The following is a 14,053-nucleotide window of genomic DNA, read 5'->3' as shown; positions in this document are numbered from 1 at the left end:
AAGCCAATACTTAGCGAGTGGTTACTTCAGTAGCTGCGAAGAAGTACGAGATTTCGCGAGCAGCAGCGGCTTCGGAGTCCGAACCGTGTACAGCGTTGGCGTCGATGGAGTCAGCGAAGTCAGCACGGATGGTGCCGGCAGCAGCTTCTTTAGGGTTGGTAGCGCCCATCAGCTCACGGTTCAGAGCGATAGCGTTTTCGCCTTCCAGAACCTGGACAACAACAGGACCGGAGATCATGAAAGCAACCAGGTCGCCGAAGAAACCACGAGCGCTGTGCTCAGCGTAGAAGCCTTCAGCTTCAGCTTTGGACAGTTGCTTGAGTTTCGAAGCTACAACCTTCAGGCCGGCTTTTTCGAAACGAGTGGTGATCTCGCCGATGACGTTTTTTGCAACAGCGTCAGGCTTGATGATGGAGAAAGTACGTTGAACAGCCATGGTGTAACTCCAGAAACGGTAATTTACGAAAAATTAAACCCGCGAATTATACGCGGGTTCTTGGGTATTGCCTAACCTGCGGGGATGATCAGTCTATTTCTTCGATCCAGAGCGTCTGGACGGCCTCCAACACCTTCTCGCCGCAGCGACCGGAGGTATTGTCGAAATCAGGCAACTCCATGATCCATCGTTGCAGGTCGACGAAGTTGACCGTCAGCGGACTGACACCCGGCTTGGCTTCAGCCAGTTCTTCAGCAATGCGTTGTACATCATTCCAACCGTAACTCATGACAGTTCTACCAGTCAGTGCGGCGCTTCGGCGGCATGGTTAAGCGAGTATTTCGGAATCTCGACGGTAAGGTCTTCTGTTCCCACTTTCGCCTGACAGCTCAAGCGCGATGTCGGCTCCAGCCCCCACGCCCTATCAAGATAGTCCTCTTCCAGGTCATCAGCCTCTTCGAGACTATTGAAACCTTCACGGATAATGCAGTGACAGGTGGTGCAGGCGTTGACGCCGCCGCAGGCGCTTTCGATCTCGATATGGTTGTCGTGAGCGACTTCGAGAATGGACTTGCCGGTCTCAGCCTCCACAACCATACCGTCCGGGCAATGCTCGGCGTGGGGCAGAAAAATGATCTGCGGCATCAGTTAATCCTCAAGTTCATTCAAGTTGCGGCCCGCCAGAGCGGCTTTCACCGTCTGATCCATACGACGGGCGGCAAAAGCATCGGTCACTTGCGACAGGCGCTTGGTCTGCTGCTCGATGGCGTAACCATCGGTGCCTTTCATCATTTCGGCCAACTCCTGCATCTGCAGGTTGATGACCAGGCGTTCTTCAGCATCCAGCAGGCGGTCGCCATCAGCATCCAGGGCGCCCTGCACCGCTTCGAGCAGGCGCTGGGCATCGACCTGCTGCTCACGCAGTACACGGGCGACCTTGTCGTCGCCGGCGTACTGGAACGAATCCTTGAGCATCTTGGCGATTTCGCCGTCGGTCAGGCCGTAGGACGGCTTGACCTGAATGCTGGCTTCAACGCCTGAACCCAACTCGCGGGCAGCAACGCTGAGCAAGCCATCGGCATCGACCTGGAAGGTCACACGAATCTTCGCCGCGCCGGCAACCATCGCCGGAATACCGCGCAATTCAAAGCGCGCCAGGGAGCGGCAGTCGCTGATCAGCTCACGCTCGCCCTGCAGCACATGAATCATCATGGCCGACTGGCCATCTTTGTACGTCGTGAAGTCCTGGGCGCGAGCGACAGGAATGGTGGTGTTACGTGGAATCACCTTCTCCATCAGGCCGCCCATGGTTTCCAGCCCCAGGGACAACGGAATCACGTCGAGCAGAAGCAGTTCGCCACCATCACGTTTGTTGCCGGCAAGGGTATCGGCCTGAATCGCAGCACCAATGGCCACCACTTGATCCGGATCGATTTCGGTCAGCGGCTGGCGACCAAAGGCTTCGGCAACGGCGTCGCGAACGCGTGGCACCCGAGTCGAACCACCGACCATAACCACGGCGCCGACATCTTCCAGCTCAATACCGGAGTCACGAACAGCGCGACGGCAGGCTTTCAGGCTGCGGGCGACCATTGGCTCGATCAGCGCGTCGAAGGCTTCACGGGTCAGTTGGGCCGACCAGCTACCGTAGGAAACTTCAACCGACGCAGCGTCAGTCAGCGCTTCTTTAGCGGCGCAGGCGGTTTGCAGCAGGTTACGTTGCGCGCCCGGATCCAGGTCGGCAGACAAACCGGCGCTGGTGATGATCCAGCCAGCAATGGCGTGATCAAAGTCATCCCCGCCCAGGGCGCTATCGCCACCGGTGGCCAGGACCTCGAAGACACCGCCGGTCAGGCGCAGAATCGAGATATCAAACGTACCGCCGCCCAGGTCGTAAATAGCGACCAGGCCTTCGGCGTGTTGATCGAGGCCGTACGCCACAGCGGCAGCGGTCGGCTCGTTGAGCAAGCGCAGTACGTTCAGACCGGCGAGTTTCGCCGCATCCTTGGTAGCCTGACGCTGAGCGTCATCGAAATACGCAGGAACAGTAATTACCGCCCCCACCAGCTCGCCGCCCAAGGTAGTTTCTGCACGCTGGCGCAGCACCTTGAGGATATCGGCCGACACTTCCACCGGGCTTTTCGGACCCTGGACGGTGTCGATGAACGGCATATGGGATTCGCCGCCGACAAAGCGGTACGGCAGTTGATCACCCAACTGCTTGACGTCGGACAGGCCACGGCCCATCAAGCGCTTGACCGAAAGCACGGTGTTCAGGGGATCGGCAGAGGCCGCCAGCTTGGCCGACTCACCGACCTCGGTGTGGTCAGCGTGATAGCGCACGGCAGACGGCAGGATGACCTGGCCATCGGCGTCGGGCAGCGGCTCGGAAAGACCGCTGCGCAGCGCAGCGACCAGCGAATTGGTGGTGCCCAAGTCAATCCCGACCGCCAGACGACGCTGGTGCGGTTGAGGACTTTGGCCGGGTTCGGCGATCTGCAGTAGGGCCATGGTAATCAGGTCTTATCTGTCTGTCAGGCGTGCAACGTGGGCAGCACTGGGTTAATCGTCGAGGCGCTCTTCTAACTGGCGCACTTCGTAGGTGAGCTTGTCGAGGAACTGCATGCGCCGCATCAGGCGTTCGGCCTGTTCGCGTTGCGCCGCATCATCCCAACAAGCCGCGAAGCTTTCGTTGAGTTCATCCTGGGCCACTTTCAGACGGCGCTTGAAGACGACGACGCCAGCCATATCGGCCTCGTCCTGCAAGTCTTCGAGTTCTTCACGCCATTGCATCTGCTGCATCAGGAAATCAGGGTCTTGAACCGTGACCTCAAGTGGCAGCTCGCGACCGCCCATGGCGAGCAGGTAGCGCGCGCGTTTGGGAGGGTTTTTGAGCGTCTGATAGGCTTCATTGAGGCTGGCTGATTGCTCCAGCGCCAAGCGCTGCTCACGCTCGGAAGCGTCAGCGAAACGGTCCGGATGCACCCCACGCGCCAATTCACGATAGCGCGTGGCAAGCTGATCAAGATCCAGGCGAAAACTCGGCTGCAGCTCGAATAAAGCGAAATGACAAGGAGTACCCACAATCAGCCTCAGATGTTGAAGCTTTCGCCGCAGCCACATTCACCGCGTACGTTGGGGTTGTTGAACTTGAAGCCTTCGTTCAACCCTTCCTTGACGAAATCGAGTTCGGTGCCGTCCAGGTAAGTCAGGCTTTTCGGGTCGATGATCACTTTCTCGCCGTGACTTTCGAACACCTGATCTTCCGCAACCACCTCGTCGACAAACTCCAGCACATAGGCAAGGCCGGAACAGCCCGTGGTGCGAACACCCAGACGAATCCCCTCACCTTTGCCGCGCCCGTCAAGGGAGCGTCGCACGTGTTTAGCCGCCGCTTCTGTCATGCTGATAGCCATCGTGACTCCTTACTCGTCGCCAAATGCTTAGATCAAGCCTTTCTTCTGCTTGTAGTCGCGAACGGCCGCCTTGATGGCGTCTTCTGCGAGTACCGAGCAGTGGATTTTCACTGGCGGCAAGGCCAGCTCTTCGGCCAGTTGGGTGTTGCTGATGGTGACAGCCTCATCCAGGGTCTTGCCTTTCATCCATTCGGTCGCCAGGGAGCTGGAGGCGATGGCCGAACCGCAGCCGTAAGTCTTGAACTTGGCATCTTCGATGACGCCTTGATCGTTGACCTTGATCTGCAGGCGCATAACGTCGCCGCACGCCGGAGCGCCGACCATGCCGGTGCCGACATCTGGGTCTTCCGCGTCCATCTTGCCGACGTTACGCGGGTTTTCGTAGTGGTCGATGACCTTTTCGCTGTAAGCCATGGTACTGAATCCTCACTCATCAGGGCCGCTCTGGAACCCTGTAAAAACGCCTGCGTTTTCCGCCACGTTTTTACAGAGCCTTTGGGTGGCGGCTTCTATATTTAGTGTGCCGCCCACTCGATCTTGGAAATATCGACGCCGTCTTTGTACATGTCCCACAGCGGCGACAAGGTGCGCAGCTTGGTCACGGCCTCGCAGACTTTCTGCGCGGCGTAGTCGACTTCTTCTTCGGTGGTGAAGCGGCCGAACGTAAAGCGGATCGAGCTGTGCGCCAACTCGTCGTTACGGCCCAGGGCGCGCAGGACGTAGGACGGCTCAAGGGAGGCCGAGGTGCAGGCCGAACCGGACGAAACCGCCAGGTCCTTGAGCGCCATGATCAGCGACTCGCCTTCGACGTAGTTGAAGCTCAAATTCAGGTTGTGCGGTACACGGGCGGTCATGCTGCCATTGATGTACAGCTCTTCAAGGTTTTCGACCTGCTTGTAGAAGCGATCGCTCAGGGCCTTGATGCGCACGTTTTCGGCAGCCATGTCTTCCTTGGCTACACGGAAAGCTTCGCCCATGCCGACGATCTGGTGGGTCGCCAGAGTGCCGGAACGCATACCGCGCTCGTGACCACCGCCGTGCATGGTGGCTTCGATACGTACGCGAGGCTTGCGGCTCACGTAGAGGGCGCCGATGCCTTTAGGGCCGTAGGTCTTGTGGGCAGAGAACGACATCAGGTCGACTTTCAGTTTCGACAGGTCAATGTCGACCTTGCCGGTGGACTGAGCAGCGTCGACGTGCAGCAGGACACCTTTGGAGCGGGTCAGCTCGCCGATGGCCGCGATGTCGTTGATGGTGCCGATTTCGTTGTTCACGTGGATCACGGAAACCAGGATGGTGTCTTCACGCATCGCAGCTTCGATCATCGCAGGGGTCACGATACCGTCGGTGGTTGGCTCGAGGTAGGTGACTTCAAAGCCTTCACGCTCCAGTTGGCGCATGGTGTCGAGGACAGCCTTGTGCTCAATCTTGGTGGTGATCAGGTGCTTGCCTTTGGTGGAGTAGAAATGCGCGGCGCCCTTGATTGCCAGGTTGTCGGACTCGGTGGCACCGGAGGTCCAGACAATTTCACGCGGGTCGGCATTGACCAGGTCGGCGACCTGGCGACGCGCATTTTCCACGGACTCTTCGGCTTTCCAGCCGAAAACGTGGGAACGGGACGCAGGGTTGCCGAAGTTTCCGTCAACCAGCAGGCATTCGCTCATCTTTTGCGCGACACGCGGATCAACCGGGGTGGTCGCTGAGTAATCAAGGTAAATCGGCAATTTCATGGACTTTCTCCTAAATCAGGCTGGCTGGCGTGCCGTTAGCTCTTCGGCTGTCACTCGACGGCGGACGCTTCAATCTTGTCCAGACGCGGCGCCTTGGTGTTGCAACGGCGCTGGTCCTGACGCTGGGCTACTTCTTGCACCTCACGGCGAGTCACAAGATCAGCCAAGCTGATACCACTCAAAAATTCGTGGATCTGCAGGCTCAGATCGCACCACAAGTGGTGCGTCAAGCAGGTGTCGCCGGCGTGGCAATCACCCAGGCCCTGGCATTTGGTGGCATCGACGGATTCGTTGACCGCGTCGATCACCTGGGCCACCTGGATGCCCTGCATATCGCGGGACAATTGATAGCCACCACCTGGACCACGAACACTGGAAACCAGATTGCTGCGCCGCAACTTGGCGAACAGCTGCTCGAGGTAGGACAGGGAAATGCCTTGGCGCTCGGAGATATCGGCCAGGGACACCGGCCCATTTTGCGCGTGCAAGGCCAGATCAAGCATGGCGGTTACCGCGTATCGGCCTTTTGTAGTCAGTCTCATGGACAAGTACCAAGGTGTTTCAGAATGGGAGCAAGTATGCGATTCCCGAGTATTTAAGTCAACTATAAGACCTAGTACTTTAGTCAGGATTACCCGTAAAAAGGGCGCGCAAATAATAGCAGGGTGGGGTGGGATCGAACAGCCGCAGTGGACAGCAGGCAGTCTTGAGCACGATGAAGATCAAATGCGGGAGCGGGCTTGCTCGCGAAGGCGGTGGGTCAGCCAACCTATTTATCAACTGACACTCCGCTTTCGCGAGCAAGCCCGCTCCCACATGGAACTGTGTGGGACTTGAGATTTAGCCAGCCTTACTGGCGCTTTCGTCCTTGATCTCGGCGAAGTCTTCTTCGCGCAGTTCAGGCAAGTCCTTGGCGCAGTAGCTGCTACCCAGCTCCTTCAGGGCACCACACATACCGTCCAGCTTGCCGTCCACCGCCTGCAGGTGGTCAAGCAATTGGCCGATAGCGCGAGCCACCGGATCGGGCATGTCTTCGCTCACACCATAGGCATCAAAGCCGATCTTCTCGGCCATGGCCTTGCGCTTCGCTTCCTGCTCATCACCGACTTCCGGCTTGACGATAATCCGCCCCGGAATACCCACTACGGTAGCGCCAGGCGGCACAGCCTTGGTGACCACGGCATTGGAGCCAACCTTGGCCCCGGCACCGACAGTAAACGGGCCAAGCACCTTGGCGCCCGCCCCAACCACCACACCATCTTCCAGGGTTGGGTGGCGCTTGCCCTTGTTCCAGGTGGTACCACCAAGGGTCACACCCTGGTACAGGGTCACATCATCGCCAATTTCAGCCGTCTCACCGATAACGATGCCCATGCCATGATCGATAAAGAAGCGACGCCCTACCTTGGCCCCCGGGTGAATCTCGATCCCGGTCAACCAGCGCCCGAAGTTCGACACCAGCCGCGCCAGCCACTTCCAGCCCATATTCCACAAGGCGCCGGACAGGCGGTGAATCCAGATCGCATGCATGCCCGGGTAGCAGGTCAGCACTTCAAAGGCGTTGCGCGCCGCCGGGTCACGGTGGAAAACACTCTGGATATCTTCTCGCAAACGCTCGAACATTTTTAATCCTTCCGCTTAAGAAGCTCGCCACGGGCCGCTTTCTGGGTTTCCGTGAGGATGCCACGCAATATATTCATTTCCGCCCGACTGACCGAGCTACGTCCGTACAACCGACGCAGGCGCGCCATCAAGTGCCGTGGTTTTTCCGGATCGAGGAATTCAATGGCCACCAGAGTCTGCTCCAGATGCTCATAGAACCGTTCCAGCTCATCCATGGTGGCCAACTCGCCGCTTTTGGTCGATGCAACCTCGTCCTTCTCTACCTTGCTCGGCTGGCCTTCAGCCGCCAGCCAGGCCATGCGCACTTCATAACTCAACACCTGCACCGCTGCCCCAAGGTTCAGCGAGCTGAACTCAGGGTCTGAGGGGATATGCACGTGGTAATGACATCGCTGTAGCTCGTCATTGGTCAGGCCGGAGTCCTCACGGCCGAATACCAGAGCGATTTCAGCCCCGCCGGCGGCCTCTTCGACCACTTTGGTGCCGCATTCGCGGGGATCGAGCAGTGGCCAGGGAATACGACGGTCACGGGCGCTGGTGCCCAACACCAGATTGCAGCCCACCAAGGCATCTTCCAGAGTGGCAACAACTTGCGCACTTGCGAGGATGTCATTGGCGCCGGACGCGCGGGCATCGGCCTCGTGATGCGGAAACAGGCGAGGCTCGACCAGCACCAGGCGCGTCAGCCCCATGTTTTTCATGGCTCGCGCCACCCCACCGATGTTGCCGGGATGACTGGTATTGACCAAGACGACACGAATGTTTTGCAGCAAGGGAGGCGCTCTCGGACACGGGAAAGGGGAGCAAATCTTACAGAACAGCCTAAGGTTATGCCATGAAAGCTAACGTCGTCCTTCACCTGAAGAAAGTTTCTGCTAGAATGCTCGGCTTTCTTTAACAACCTTAGGTGACACATCCATGCAGCCCATGCTGAATATCGCGCTGCGCGCCGCCCGCAGCGCCAGTGAATTGATCTTCCGCTCCATCGAGCGCCTGGATACCATCAAGGTCGACGAAAAAGACGCCAAGGATTACGTATCCGAGGTGGATCGCGCCGCCGAACAGAAAATCATCGACGCCCTGCGCAAGGCCTACCCTACCCACGGCATCCTCGGTGAAGAAACCGGCCTGCACAAAGGTAGCGGCGAAGGCGAAGACTACCTGTGGATCATCGACCCACTGGATGGCACCACCAACTTCCTGCGCGGCATCCCGCACTTTGCCGTGAGCATCGCGTGCAAATACCGTGGCCGCCTGGAGCACGCTGTTGTTCTGGATCCGGTTCGCCAGGAAGAATTCACCGCCAGCCGTGGCCGTGGCGCCCAGCTCAACGGTCGCCGCCTGCGCGTCAGCGGTCGCACCAGCCTGGACGGCGCCCTGCTGGGTACCGGCTTCCCGTTCCGTGACGACCAGATGGACAACCTGGAAAATTACCTAGGCATGTTCCGCGCCCTCGTAGGCCAGACCGCCGGCATCCGTCGCGCCGGCGCAGCAAGCCTGGACCTGGCTTACGTGGCCGCTGGTCGTTTTGACGCATTCTGGGAGTCGGGCCTGTCCGAGTGGGACATGGCTGCAGGTGCGCTGCTGATTCAAGAAGCAGGCGGCCTGGTGAGCGACTTCACCGGCGGTCACGACTTCTTGGAGAAGGGTCATGTGGTTGCCGGCAACACCAAATGCTTCAAGGCAGTACTGACGGCGATCCAGCCGCACCTGCCAGCTTCGCTGAAGCGCTAAGCGAGCGAGCACAAAAAAAGCACCCTAAGGGTGCTTTTTTTATGCCTGGACTTTGAGTGAGCCCTGAAGAACACTCAATCAAGGCGACTTATTGGCCCGATTGATTCTGGCCAAGTACCAACTGCCCTTCCTTGTTCACCGGAATCTGGCCACCTGGATCACGATCCATGCGCACGGAACCTTCCTTGCCATCCAGCAGATACCGCACGTCATACCCGACAACCTTGTCACTGATGTCATTCACAGTGTTACAGCGGGTTTGAGTCGTAGTGTAGGTATCACGATTCTGCATGCCCTCCTGAACCTTGTTACCGGCATAACCGCCACCGACCGCACCGGCCACAGTGGCCAGCTTCTTGCCATTACCGCCACCGATCTGATTACCCAACAGACCGCCCGCCAGGGCACCGACCACGGTACCGGCGATTTGATGCTGATCCTGCACCGGCCGCTGCCGGGTCACAGTGACATCCTTGCAGACCTCACGCGGGGTTTTGATCTGGGTTTTCACCGGCTGCACCGCCAGCACTTGCGCATACTCAGGGCCGCTTTTTACCAGGCTGTAGGTGGCAACAGCGCCCCCGGCAGTCACACCGACAGCACCCAATACCGCACCAACCAGCAACGACTTGTTCACATGAACCTCCTGACCATCACAAACGGACCGAAACGTCCGCGCTATACCCAGCCTTGGAGCAAAAAAAAAGGCGCGAGTTCAATACTCACGCCTTCTTTGTAGCTGCAGATCAACAATCGCCCATCAAGGACGGTCGTCGACCTCCTTGCCTGTACTGGCCGGAGGGATCAAGTCTTCGCTGTTGAGGTTCAGCCAGATCAGCACCACGTTGGCGATGTAGATCGACGAGTAGGTACCTGCCAGCACGCCGATAAACAGCGACAGCGAGAAGCCCCACAGGTTGTCGCCACCGAACACCATCAGTGCAGCAATCGCCAGCAAGGTGGAGATCGACGTCGCCATGGTCCGCAGCAGGGTCTGGGTAGTGGAGATGTTGATGTTCTCGATCAGCGTCGCCTTGCGCAGTACCCGGAAGTTCTCGCGAACCCGGTCAAATACCACGATGGTGTCGTTGAGGGAGTAACCAATAATCGCCAGCACCGCCGCCAATACCGTCAGGTCGAAGGTAATCTGGAAGTAAGCCAGGATACCCACCGTCACGATCACGTCATGGATCAGCGAAACAATGGCACCAACCCCGAACTTCCACTGAAAGCGGAAAGCCAGGTAGATCATGATACCAACCAGCGCCATCAGCATGCCGAGACCGCCCTGATCGCGCAGCTCTTCACCCACTTGAGGGCCCACGAACTCGACGCGCTTGACCGAAGCCGGGTTGTCGCCACCGACCTTCTGCAAGGCCTCGGCTACCTGGTGACCCAGTTGCGGGTCTTCGCCCGGCATACGCACCAGCAGGTCGGTGGTCGCGCCAAAGCTCTGCACGATAGCTTCGTGATAGCCGGCCTTGACCAGCTCGTTGCGCACCAGGGTGACATCAGCGGGTTTCTCGTAGGTCAGCTCGATGAGCGTACCGCCGGTGAAGTCCAGACCGTAGTTCAGGCCCTTATGGAACCAGCTGAACAACGCCAGAACGGTAAGGAGCACAGTGACGCCGAACGCAACGTTGCGAACGCCCATGAAGTTGATTGTACGTAACATGGCAGCCCCTTAAATCCACAACTTCTTGAAGTCACGCCCGCCAAAGATCAGGTTGACCATTGCGCGGGTCACCATGATGGCCGTGAACATCGAGGTAAAGATACCGAGGGACATGGTCACCGCAAAACCTTTGACAGGGCCGGTGCCCATGGCAAAGAGAATCCCGCCGACCAGCAAAGTGGTCAGGTTGGAGTCGAGAATCGCGGTAAATGCCCGGCCGAAGCCTTCGTTGATTGCCCGTTGCACGGTCATGCCGGCGGCGATCTCTTCACGAATCCGCGAGAAGATCAGTACGTTGGCGTCCACCGCCATACCCATGGTCAGTACGATACCGGCGATGCCTGGCAGGGTCAGCGTAGCCCCTAGCAGCGACATCAAGGCCAGCAGCATGACCATGTTCCCCGCCAGCGCGACAGTGGCGATGACGCCAAAGAAGCGATAGATGGCGATGATGAACAGGGAAACAAACAGCATGCCCCAGAGTGCCGCATCGACACCCTTGGTGATGTTGTCGGCACCCAGGCTCGGGCCGATGGTGCGCTCTTCAGCGAAGTACATCGGGGCAGCCAAGCCACCAGCACGCAGCAGCAGTGCCAGCTCAGACGACTCGCCCTGGCCGTTCAGGCCGGTGATGCGGAACTGAGCACCCAGCGGCGACTGAATGGTCGCCAGACTGATGATCTTCTTCTCTTCCTTGAAGGTCTGCACTGGTACGTCTTTCTCGACACCGTTGACCATCTGCTTGGTGTAGGTGGTGACCGGACGCTGCTCGATGAAGATCACCGCCATGCTGCGACCGACGTTGCTGCGGGTCGCGCGGTTCATCAGTTCGCCACCATGACCATCCAGACGGATGTTCACTTCAGGCGTGCCGTGCTCGCCGAAACCTGCCTTGGCATCAGTCACCTGGTCACCGGTGATGATCAAGCCACGCTCGATCTGAGCCGGAGGACGGTTGCCTTCGCGGAACTCGAAGGTTTCGGAAGTGGCTTTCGAAGCACCTGGCTCTGCAGCCAAACGGAACTCGAGGTTGGCTGTCTTGCCGAGGATCCGCTTGGCTTCAGCGGTGTCCTGCACGCCTGGCAGCTCAACCACGATGCGGTTGGCACCCTGGCGTTGAACCAGCGGCTCGGCCACACCCAGCTCGTTGACGCGGTTACGTACCGTGGTCAAGTTCTGCTTGATGGAGTATTCGCGGATTTCCGCCAGCTTGGCCGGGGTCATCGCCAGACGCAGTACCGCCTGACCATTGAGGTCGGCCGGAACAATGTCGAAATCGTTGAAGTTCTTGCGGATCAGTGCACGGGCCTGTTCGCGGGTTGCTTCATCAGCAAAGCCCAGCTGGATGGCGCCGTCGAGCTGCGGCAGGCTGCGATAACGCAGACGCTCTTTACGCAGCAGGCTCTTCACGTCGCCTTCGTAGACCTTCATGCGAGCGTCGAGGGCCTTGTCCATGTCCACTTCCAGCAGGAAGTGCACACCACCGGACAAGTCCAGACCCAGCTTCATCGGGTGCGCGCCAATGCTGCGCAGCCATTTGGGCGTGGTCTGTGCCAGGTTCAGCGCGACGACGTAGTCATCACCCATGATCTTGCGCACAACGTCTTTGGCCGGTAATTGGTCTTCTTGCTTGGTCAGGCGCAACAAGCCGCCCTTGCCATCAGCTGCCAATGTTGCCGCTTTAACCTGGATACCCGCATCGGTGAGCGCTTTGCTCGTGCGGTCCAGGTCAGCCTGATTGACCTGCAGTGCAGTGCTGGCGCCAGTGATCTGGATCGCCGGGTCATCAGGATAGAGATTGGGAGCGGAATAAATAAAACCGATCGCCAGCACCGCCAGGATCAGTACGTATTTCCACAGAGGGTATTTGTTCAGCATCACGCCGCCCGCTTATAACGCGGGGCGCCTTGCGCGCCCCGTCGATTGGTAAAGGTTGGAACTTAGATCGCTTTGAGCGTGCCTTTTGGCAGCGTGGCGGCGATGGCGCCCTTCTGGAACTTCATTTCTACGGTGTCGGAGACTTCCAGAACCACGAAAGCGTCGGAAACCTTGGTGATCTTGCCAGCGATACCGCCGGTGGTCACAACTTCGTCACCTTTCTGCAAGCTGCCCAGCAGGTTCTTCTGCTCTTTGGCGCGCTTGGCCTGTGGACGCCAGATCATCAGGTAGAAGATGACCAGGAAGCCGACCAGGAAAATCCACTCAAAACCACCACCCATAGGACCGGCAGCGGCCGGTGCAGCGGCATCAGCCATGGCATTAGAGATAAAAAAGCTCATTTAGCACTCCAGTTGCAAATAGTGAATCTTAGGGTCGGAAAACTCAGTCCAAGGGCGGCACAGGCAGCCCGCGCTTGGCATAGAAGGCATCGACGAAGGCGGCCAATGTACCCTGTTGAATAGCCTCGCGCAAACCAGCCATCAGGACTTGGTAGTGACGCAAATTGTGGATGGTATTCAACATGCTACCCAGCATTTCCCCACACTTGTCCAGATGGTGCAGATAAGCACGGGAGAAGTTCTGGCAGGTGTAGCAGTCACAGGTGGGATCCAGCGGCGAATCATCATGGCGATGGAACGCGTTACGGATCTTCAGCACGCCGGTATCGATGAACAGATGCCCATTGCGGGCATTACGGGTTGGCATCACGCAATCGAACATGTCCACACCGCGGCGCACACCCTCTACGAGATCTTCCGGTTTGCCAACGCCCATAAGGTAACGAGGTTTGTCAGCCGGCATCAGGCCCGGCAGGTAATCCAGCACCTTGATCATCTCGTGCTTGGGCTCGCCCACCGACAGGCCGCCGATGGCCAGGCCGTCAAAGCCGATCTTGTCCAGGCCTTCCAGGGAACGCTTGCGCAAGTTTTCGTGCATGCCGCCCTGCACAATACCGAACAAGGCCGCGGTGTTGTCACCATGGGCATTCTTCGAACGCTGGGCCCAACGCAACGACAGCTCCATCGACACCCGAGCCACTTCTTCATCGGCCGGGTACGGCGTGCACTCGTCAAAAATCATCACAATGTCGGAACCCAGGTCGCGCTGGACCTGCATCGACTCTTCCGGCCCCATGAACACCTTGGAGCCGTCTACCGGGGAGGCGAAGGTCACGCCCTCTTCCTTGATCTTGCGCATGGCGCCCAGGCTGAACACCTGGAAACCACCGGAGTCGGTCAGGATCGGGCCTTGCCACTTCATGAAGTCATGCAGGTCGCCGTGCTTCTTGATCACTTCCGTGCCAGGGCGCAGCCACAGGTGGAAGGTGTTGCCCAGGATGATCTCGGCGCCGGTGGCGATGATATCCCGTGGCAGCATGCCTTTTACCGTGCCGTAGGTACCGACCGGCATGAACGCCGGCGTCTCGACGGTGCCGCGCGGGAAGGTCAGGCGACCGCGACGGGCCTTGCCGTCGGTGGCCAGCAGTTCAAACGACATA

At 58.7% G+C, this 14,053-nt stretch carries 17 protein-coding genes; 1 reads left to right on the top strand and 16 read right to left on the bottom strand.

What is annotated here, in order from left to right:
• Positions 1–10: 10 nt before the first annotated feature.
• The 11 genes from ndk to trmJ form a co-directional block, all read right to left on the bottom strand.
• Positions 11–436, bottom strand: coding sequence for a nucleoside-diphosphate kinase (ndk, locus tag J7E41_RS16935; protein ID WP_017846179.1), 426 nt, complete (start codon positions 434–436; stop codon positions 11–13).
• Positions 437–524: 88 nt separating this feature from the next.
• A complete protein-coding gene (iscX, locus tag J7E41_RS16930) occupies positions 525–725 on the bottom strand; it encodes a Fe-S cluster assembly protein IscX (RefSeq protein ID WP_214994495.1) in 201 nt (66 codons plus the stop codon).
• Positions 726–739: 14 nt separating this feature from the next.
• On the bottom strand, positions 740–1,081 hold the full coding sequence (gene fdx / locus J7E41_RS16925) for an ISC system 2Fe-2S type ferredoxin (RefSeq protein ID WP_214994494.1): 342 nt from the start codon (positions 1,079–1,081) through the stop codon (positions 740–742).
• A gap of 3 nt (positions 1,082–1,084) precedes the next feature.
• Positions 1,085–2,947, bottom strand: coding sequence for a Fe-S protein assembly chaperone HscA (hscA, locus tag J7E41_RS16920; protein WP_214994492.1), 1,863 nt, complete (start codon positions 2,945–2,947; stop codon positions 1,085–1,087).
• Positions 2,948–2,998: 51 nt separating this feature from the next.
• Entirely contained in the window at positions 2,999–3,520 is a 522-nt protein-coding gene (gene hscB / locus J7E41_RS16915; RefSeq protein WP_214994772.1) for a co-chaperone HscB, read from the bottom strand.
• Positions 3,521–3,528: 8 nt separating this feature from the next.
• Positions 3,529–3,852, bottom strand: coding sequence for an iron-sulfur cluster assembly protein IscA (iscA, locus tag J7E41_RS16910; RefSeq protein WP_133102080.1), 324 nt, complete (start codon positions 3,850–3,852; stop codon positions 3,529–3,531).
• Positions 3,853–3,879: 27 nt separating this feature from the next.
• Positions 3,880–4,266, bottom strand: coding sequence for a Fe-S cluster assembly scaffold IscU (gene iscU, locus J7E41_RS16905; protein WP_155581723.1), 387 nt, complete (start codon positions 4,264–4,266; stop codon positions 3,880–3,882).
• Between the two features lie 101 nt (positions 4,267–4,367).
• The gene (locus tag J7E41_RS16900) at positions 4,368–5,582 is read right to left on the bottom strand and encodes an IscS subfamily cysteine desulfurase (RefSeq protein WP_155581724.1); all 1,215 of its coding nucleotides are present in this window, start codon (positions 5,580–5,582) and stop codon (positions 4,368–4,370) included.
• 50 nt (positions 5,583–5,632) lie between these two features.
• A complete protein-coding gene (gene iscR / locus J7E41_RS16895; protein WP_003210305.1) occupies positions 5,633–6,124 on the bottom strand; it encodes a Fe-S cluster assembly transcriptional regulator IscR in 492 nt (163 codons plus the stop codon).
• Positions 6,125–6,422: 298 nt separating this feature from the next.
• On the bottom strand, positions 6,423–7,205 hold the full coding sequence (gene cysE / locus J7E41_RS16890) for a serine O-acetyltransferase (RefSeq protein WP_214994491.1): 783 nt from the start codon (positions 7,203–7,205) through the stop codon (positions 6,423–6,425).
• Positions 7,206–7,207: 2 nt separating this feature from the next.
• Entirely contained in the window at positions 7,208–7,978 is a 771-nt protein-coding gene (gene trmJ / locus J7E41_RS16885) for a tRNA (cytosine(32)/uridine(32)-2'-O)-methyltransferase TrmJ (protein ID WP_169353085.1), read from the bottom strand.
• 145 nt (positions 7,979–8,123) lie between these two features.
• On the opposite strand from trmJ, the gene suhB reads away from it, so the two are divergent.
• Complete coding sequence (suhB, locus tag J7E41_RS16880) at positions 8,124–8,939, top strand: type III secretion system regulator SuhB (protein ID WP_003175971.1); 816 nt, start codon at positions 8,124–8,126, stop codon at positions 8,937–8,939.
• Between the two features lie 88 nt (positions 8,940–9,027).
• On the opposite strand, the gene J7E41_RS16875 is transcribed toward suhB, so the two are convergent.
• The 5 genes from J7E41_RS16875 to tgt form a co-directional block, all read right to left on the bottom strand.
• Positions 9,028–9,576: a glycine zipper 2TM domain-containing protein gene (locus tag J7E41_RS16875; protein WP_214994490.1), complete on the bottom strand. Its 549-nt coding sequence runs from the start codon at positions 9,574–9,576 to the stop codon at positions 9,028–9,030.
• A gap of 123 nt (positions 9,577–9,699) precedes the next feature.
• Positions 9,700–10,614 (bottom strand): protein translocase subunit SecF, encoded by a 915-nt coding sequence (secF, locus tag J7E41_RS16870; protein ID WP_214994489.1) that lies wholly within the window; start codon positions 10,612–10,614, stop codon positions 9,700–9,702.
• A 9-nt stretch (positions 10,615–10,623) separates the two neighbouring features.
• A complete protein-coding gene (gene secD / locus J7E41_RS16865) occupies positions 10,624–12,492 on the bottom strand; it encodes a protein translocase subunit SecD (RefSeq protein WP_214994488.1) in 1,869 nt (622 codons plus the stop codon).
• Positions 12,493–12,554: 62 nt separating this feature from the next.
• A complete protein-coding gene (yajC, locus tag J7E41_RS16860) occupies positions 12,555–12,893 on the bottom strand; it encodes a preprotein translocase subunit YajC (RefSeq protein ID WP_003175975.1) in 339 nt (112 codons plus the stop codon).
• A 43-nt stretch (positions 12,894–12,936) separates the two neighbouring features.
• Positions 12,937–14,052 carry a tRNA guanosine(34) transglycosylase Tgt gene (tgt, locus tag J7E41_RS16855; RefSeq protein ID WP_214994770.1) on the bottom strand — a complete coding sequence of 372 codons (1,116 nt, stop codon included), beginning with the start codon at positions 14,050–14,052 and terminating at the stop codon, positions 12,937–12,939.
• Position 14,053 lies beyond the last annotated feature (1 nt).

It is taken from the genome of Pseudomonas fluorescens (genome assembly GCF_018614655.1).
GTDB lineage: Bacteria > Pseudomonadota > Gammaproteobacteria > Pseudomonadales > Pseudomonadaceae > Aquipseudomonas > Aquipseudomonas fluorescens_BX.
Note: the sequence above shows the minus strand (reverse complement) of the source record. Positions and strands in the feature narration are given on the sequence as shown.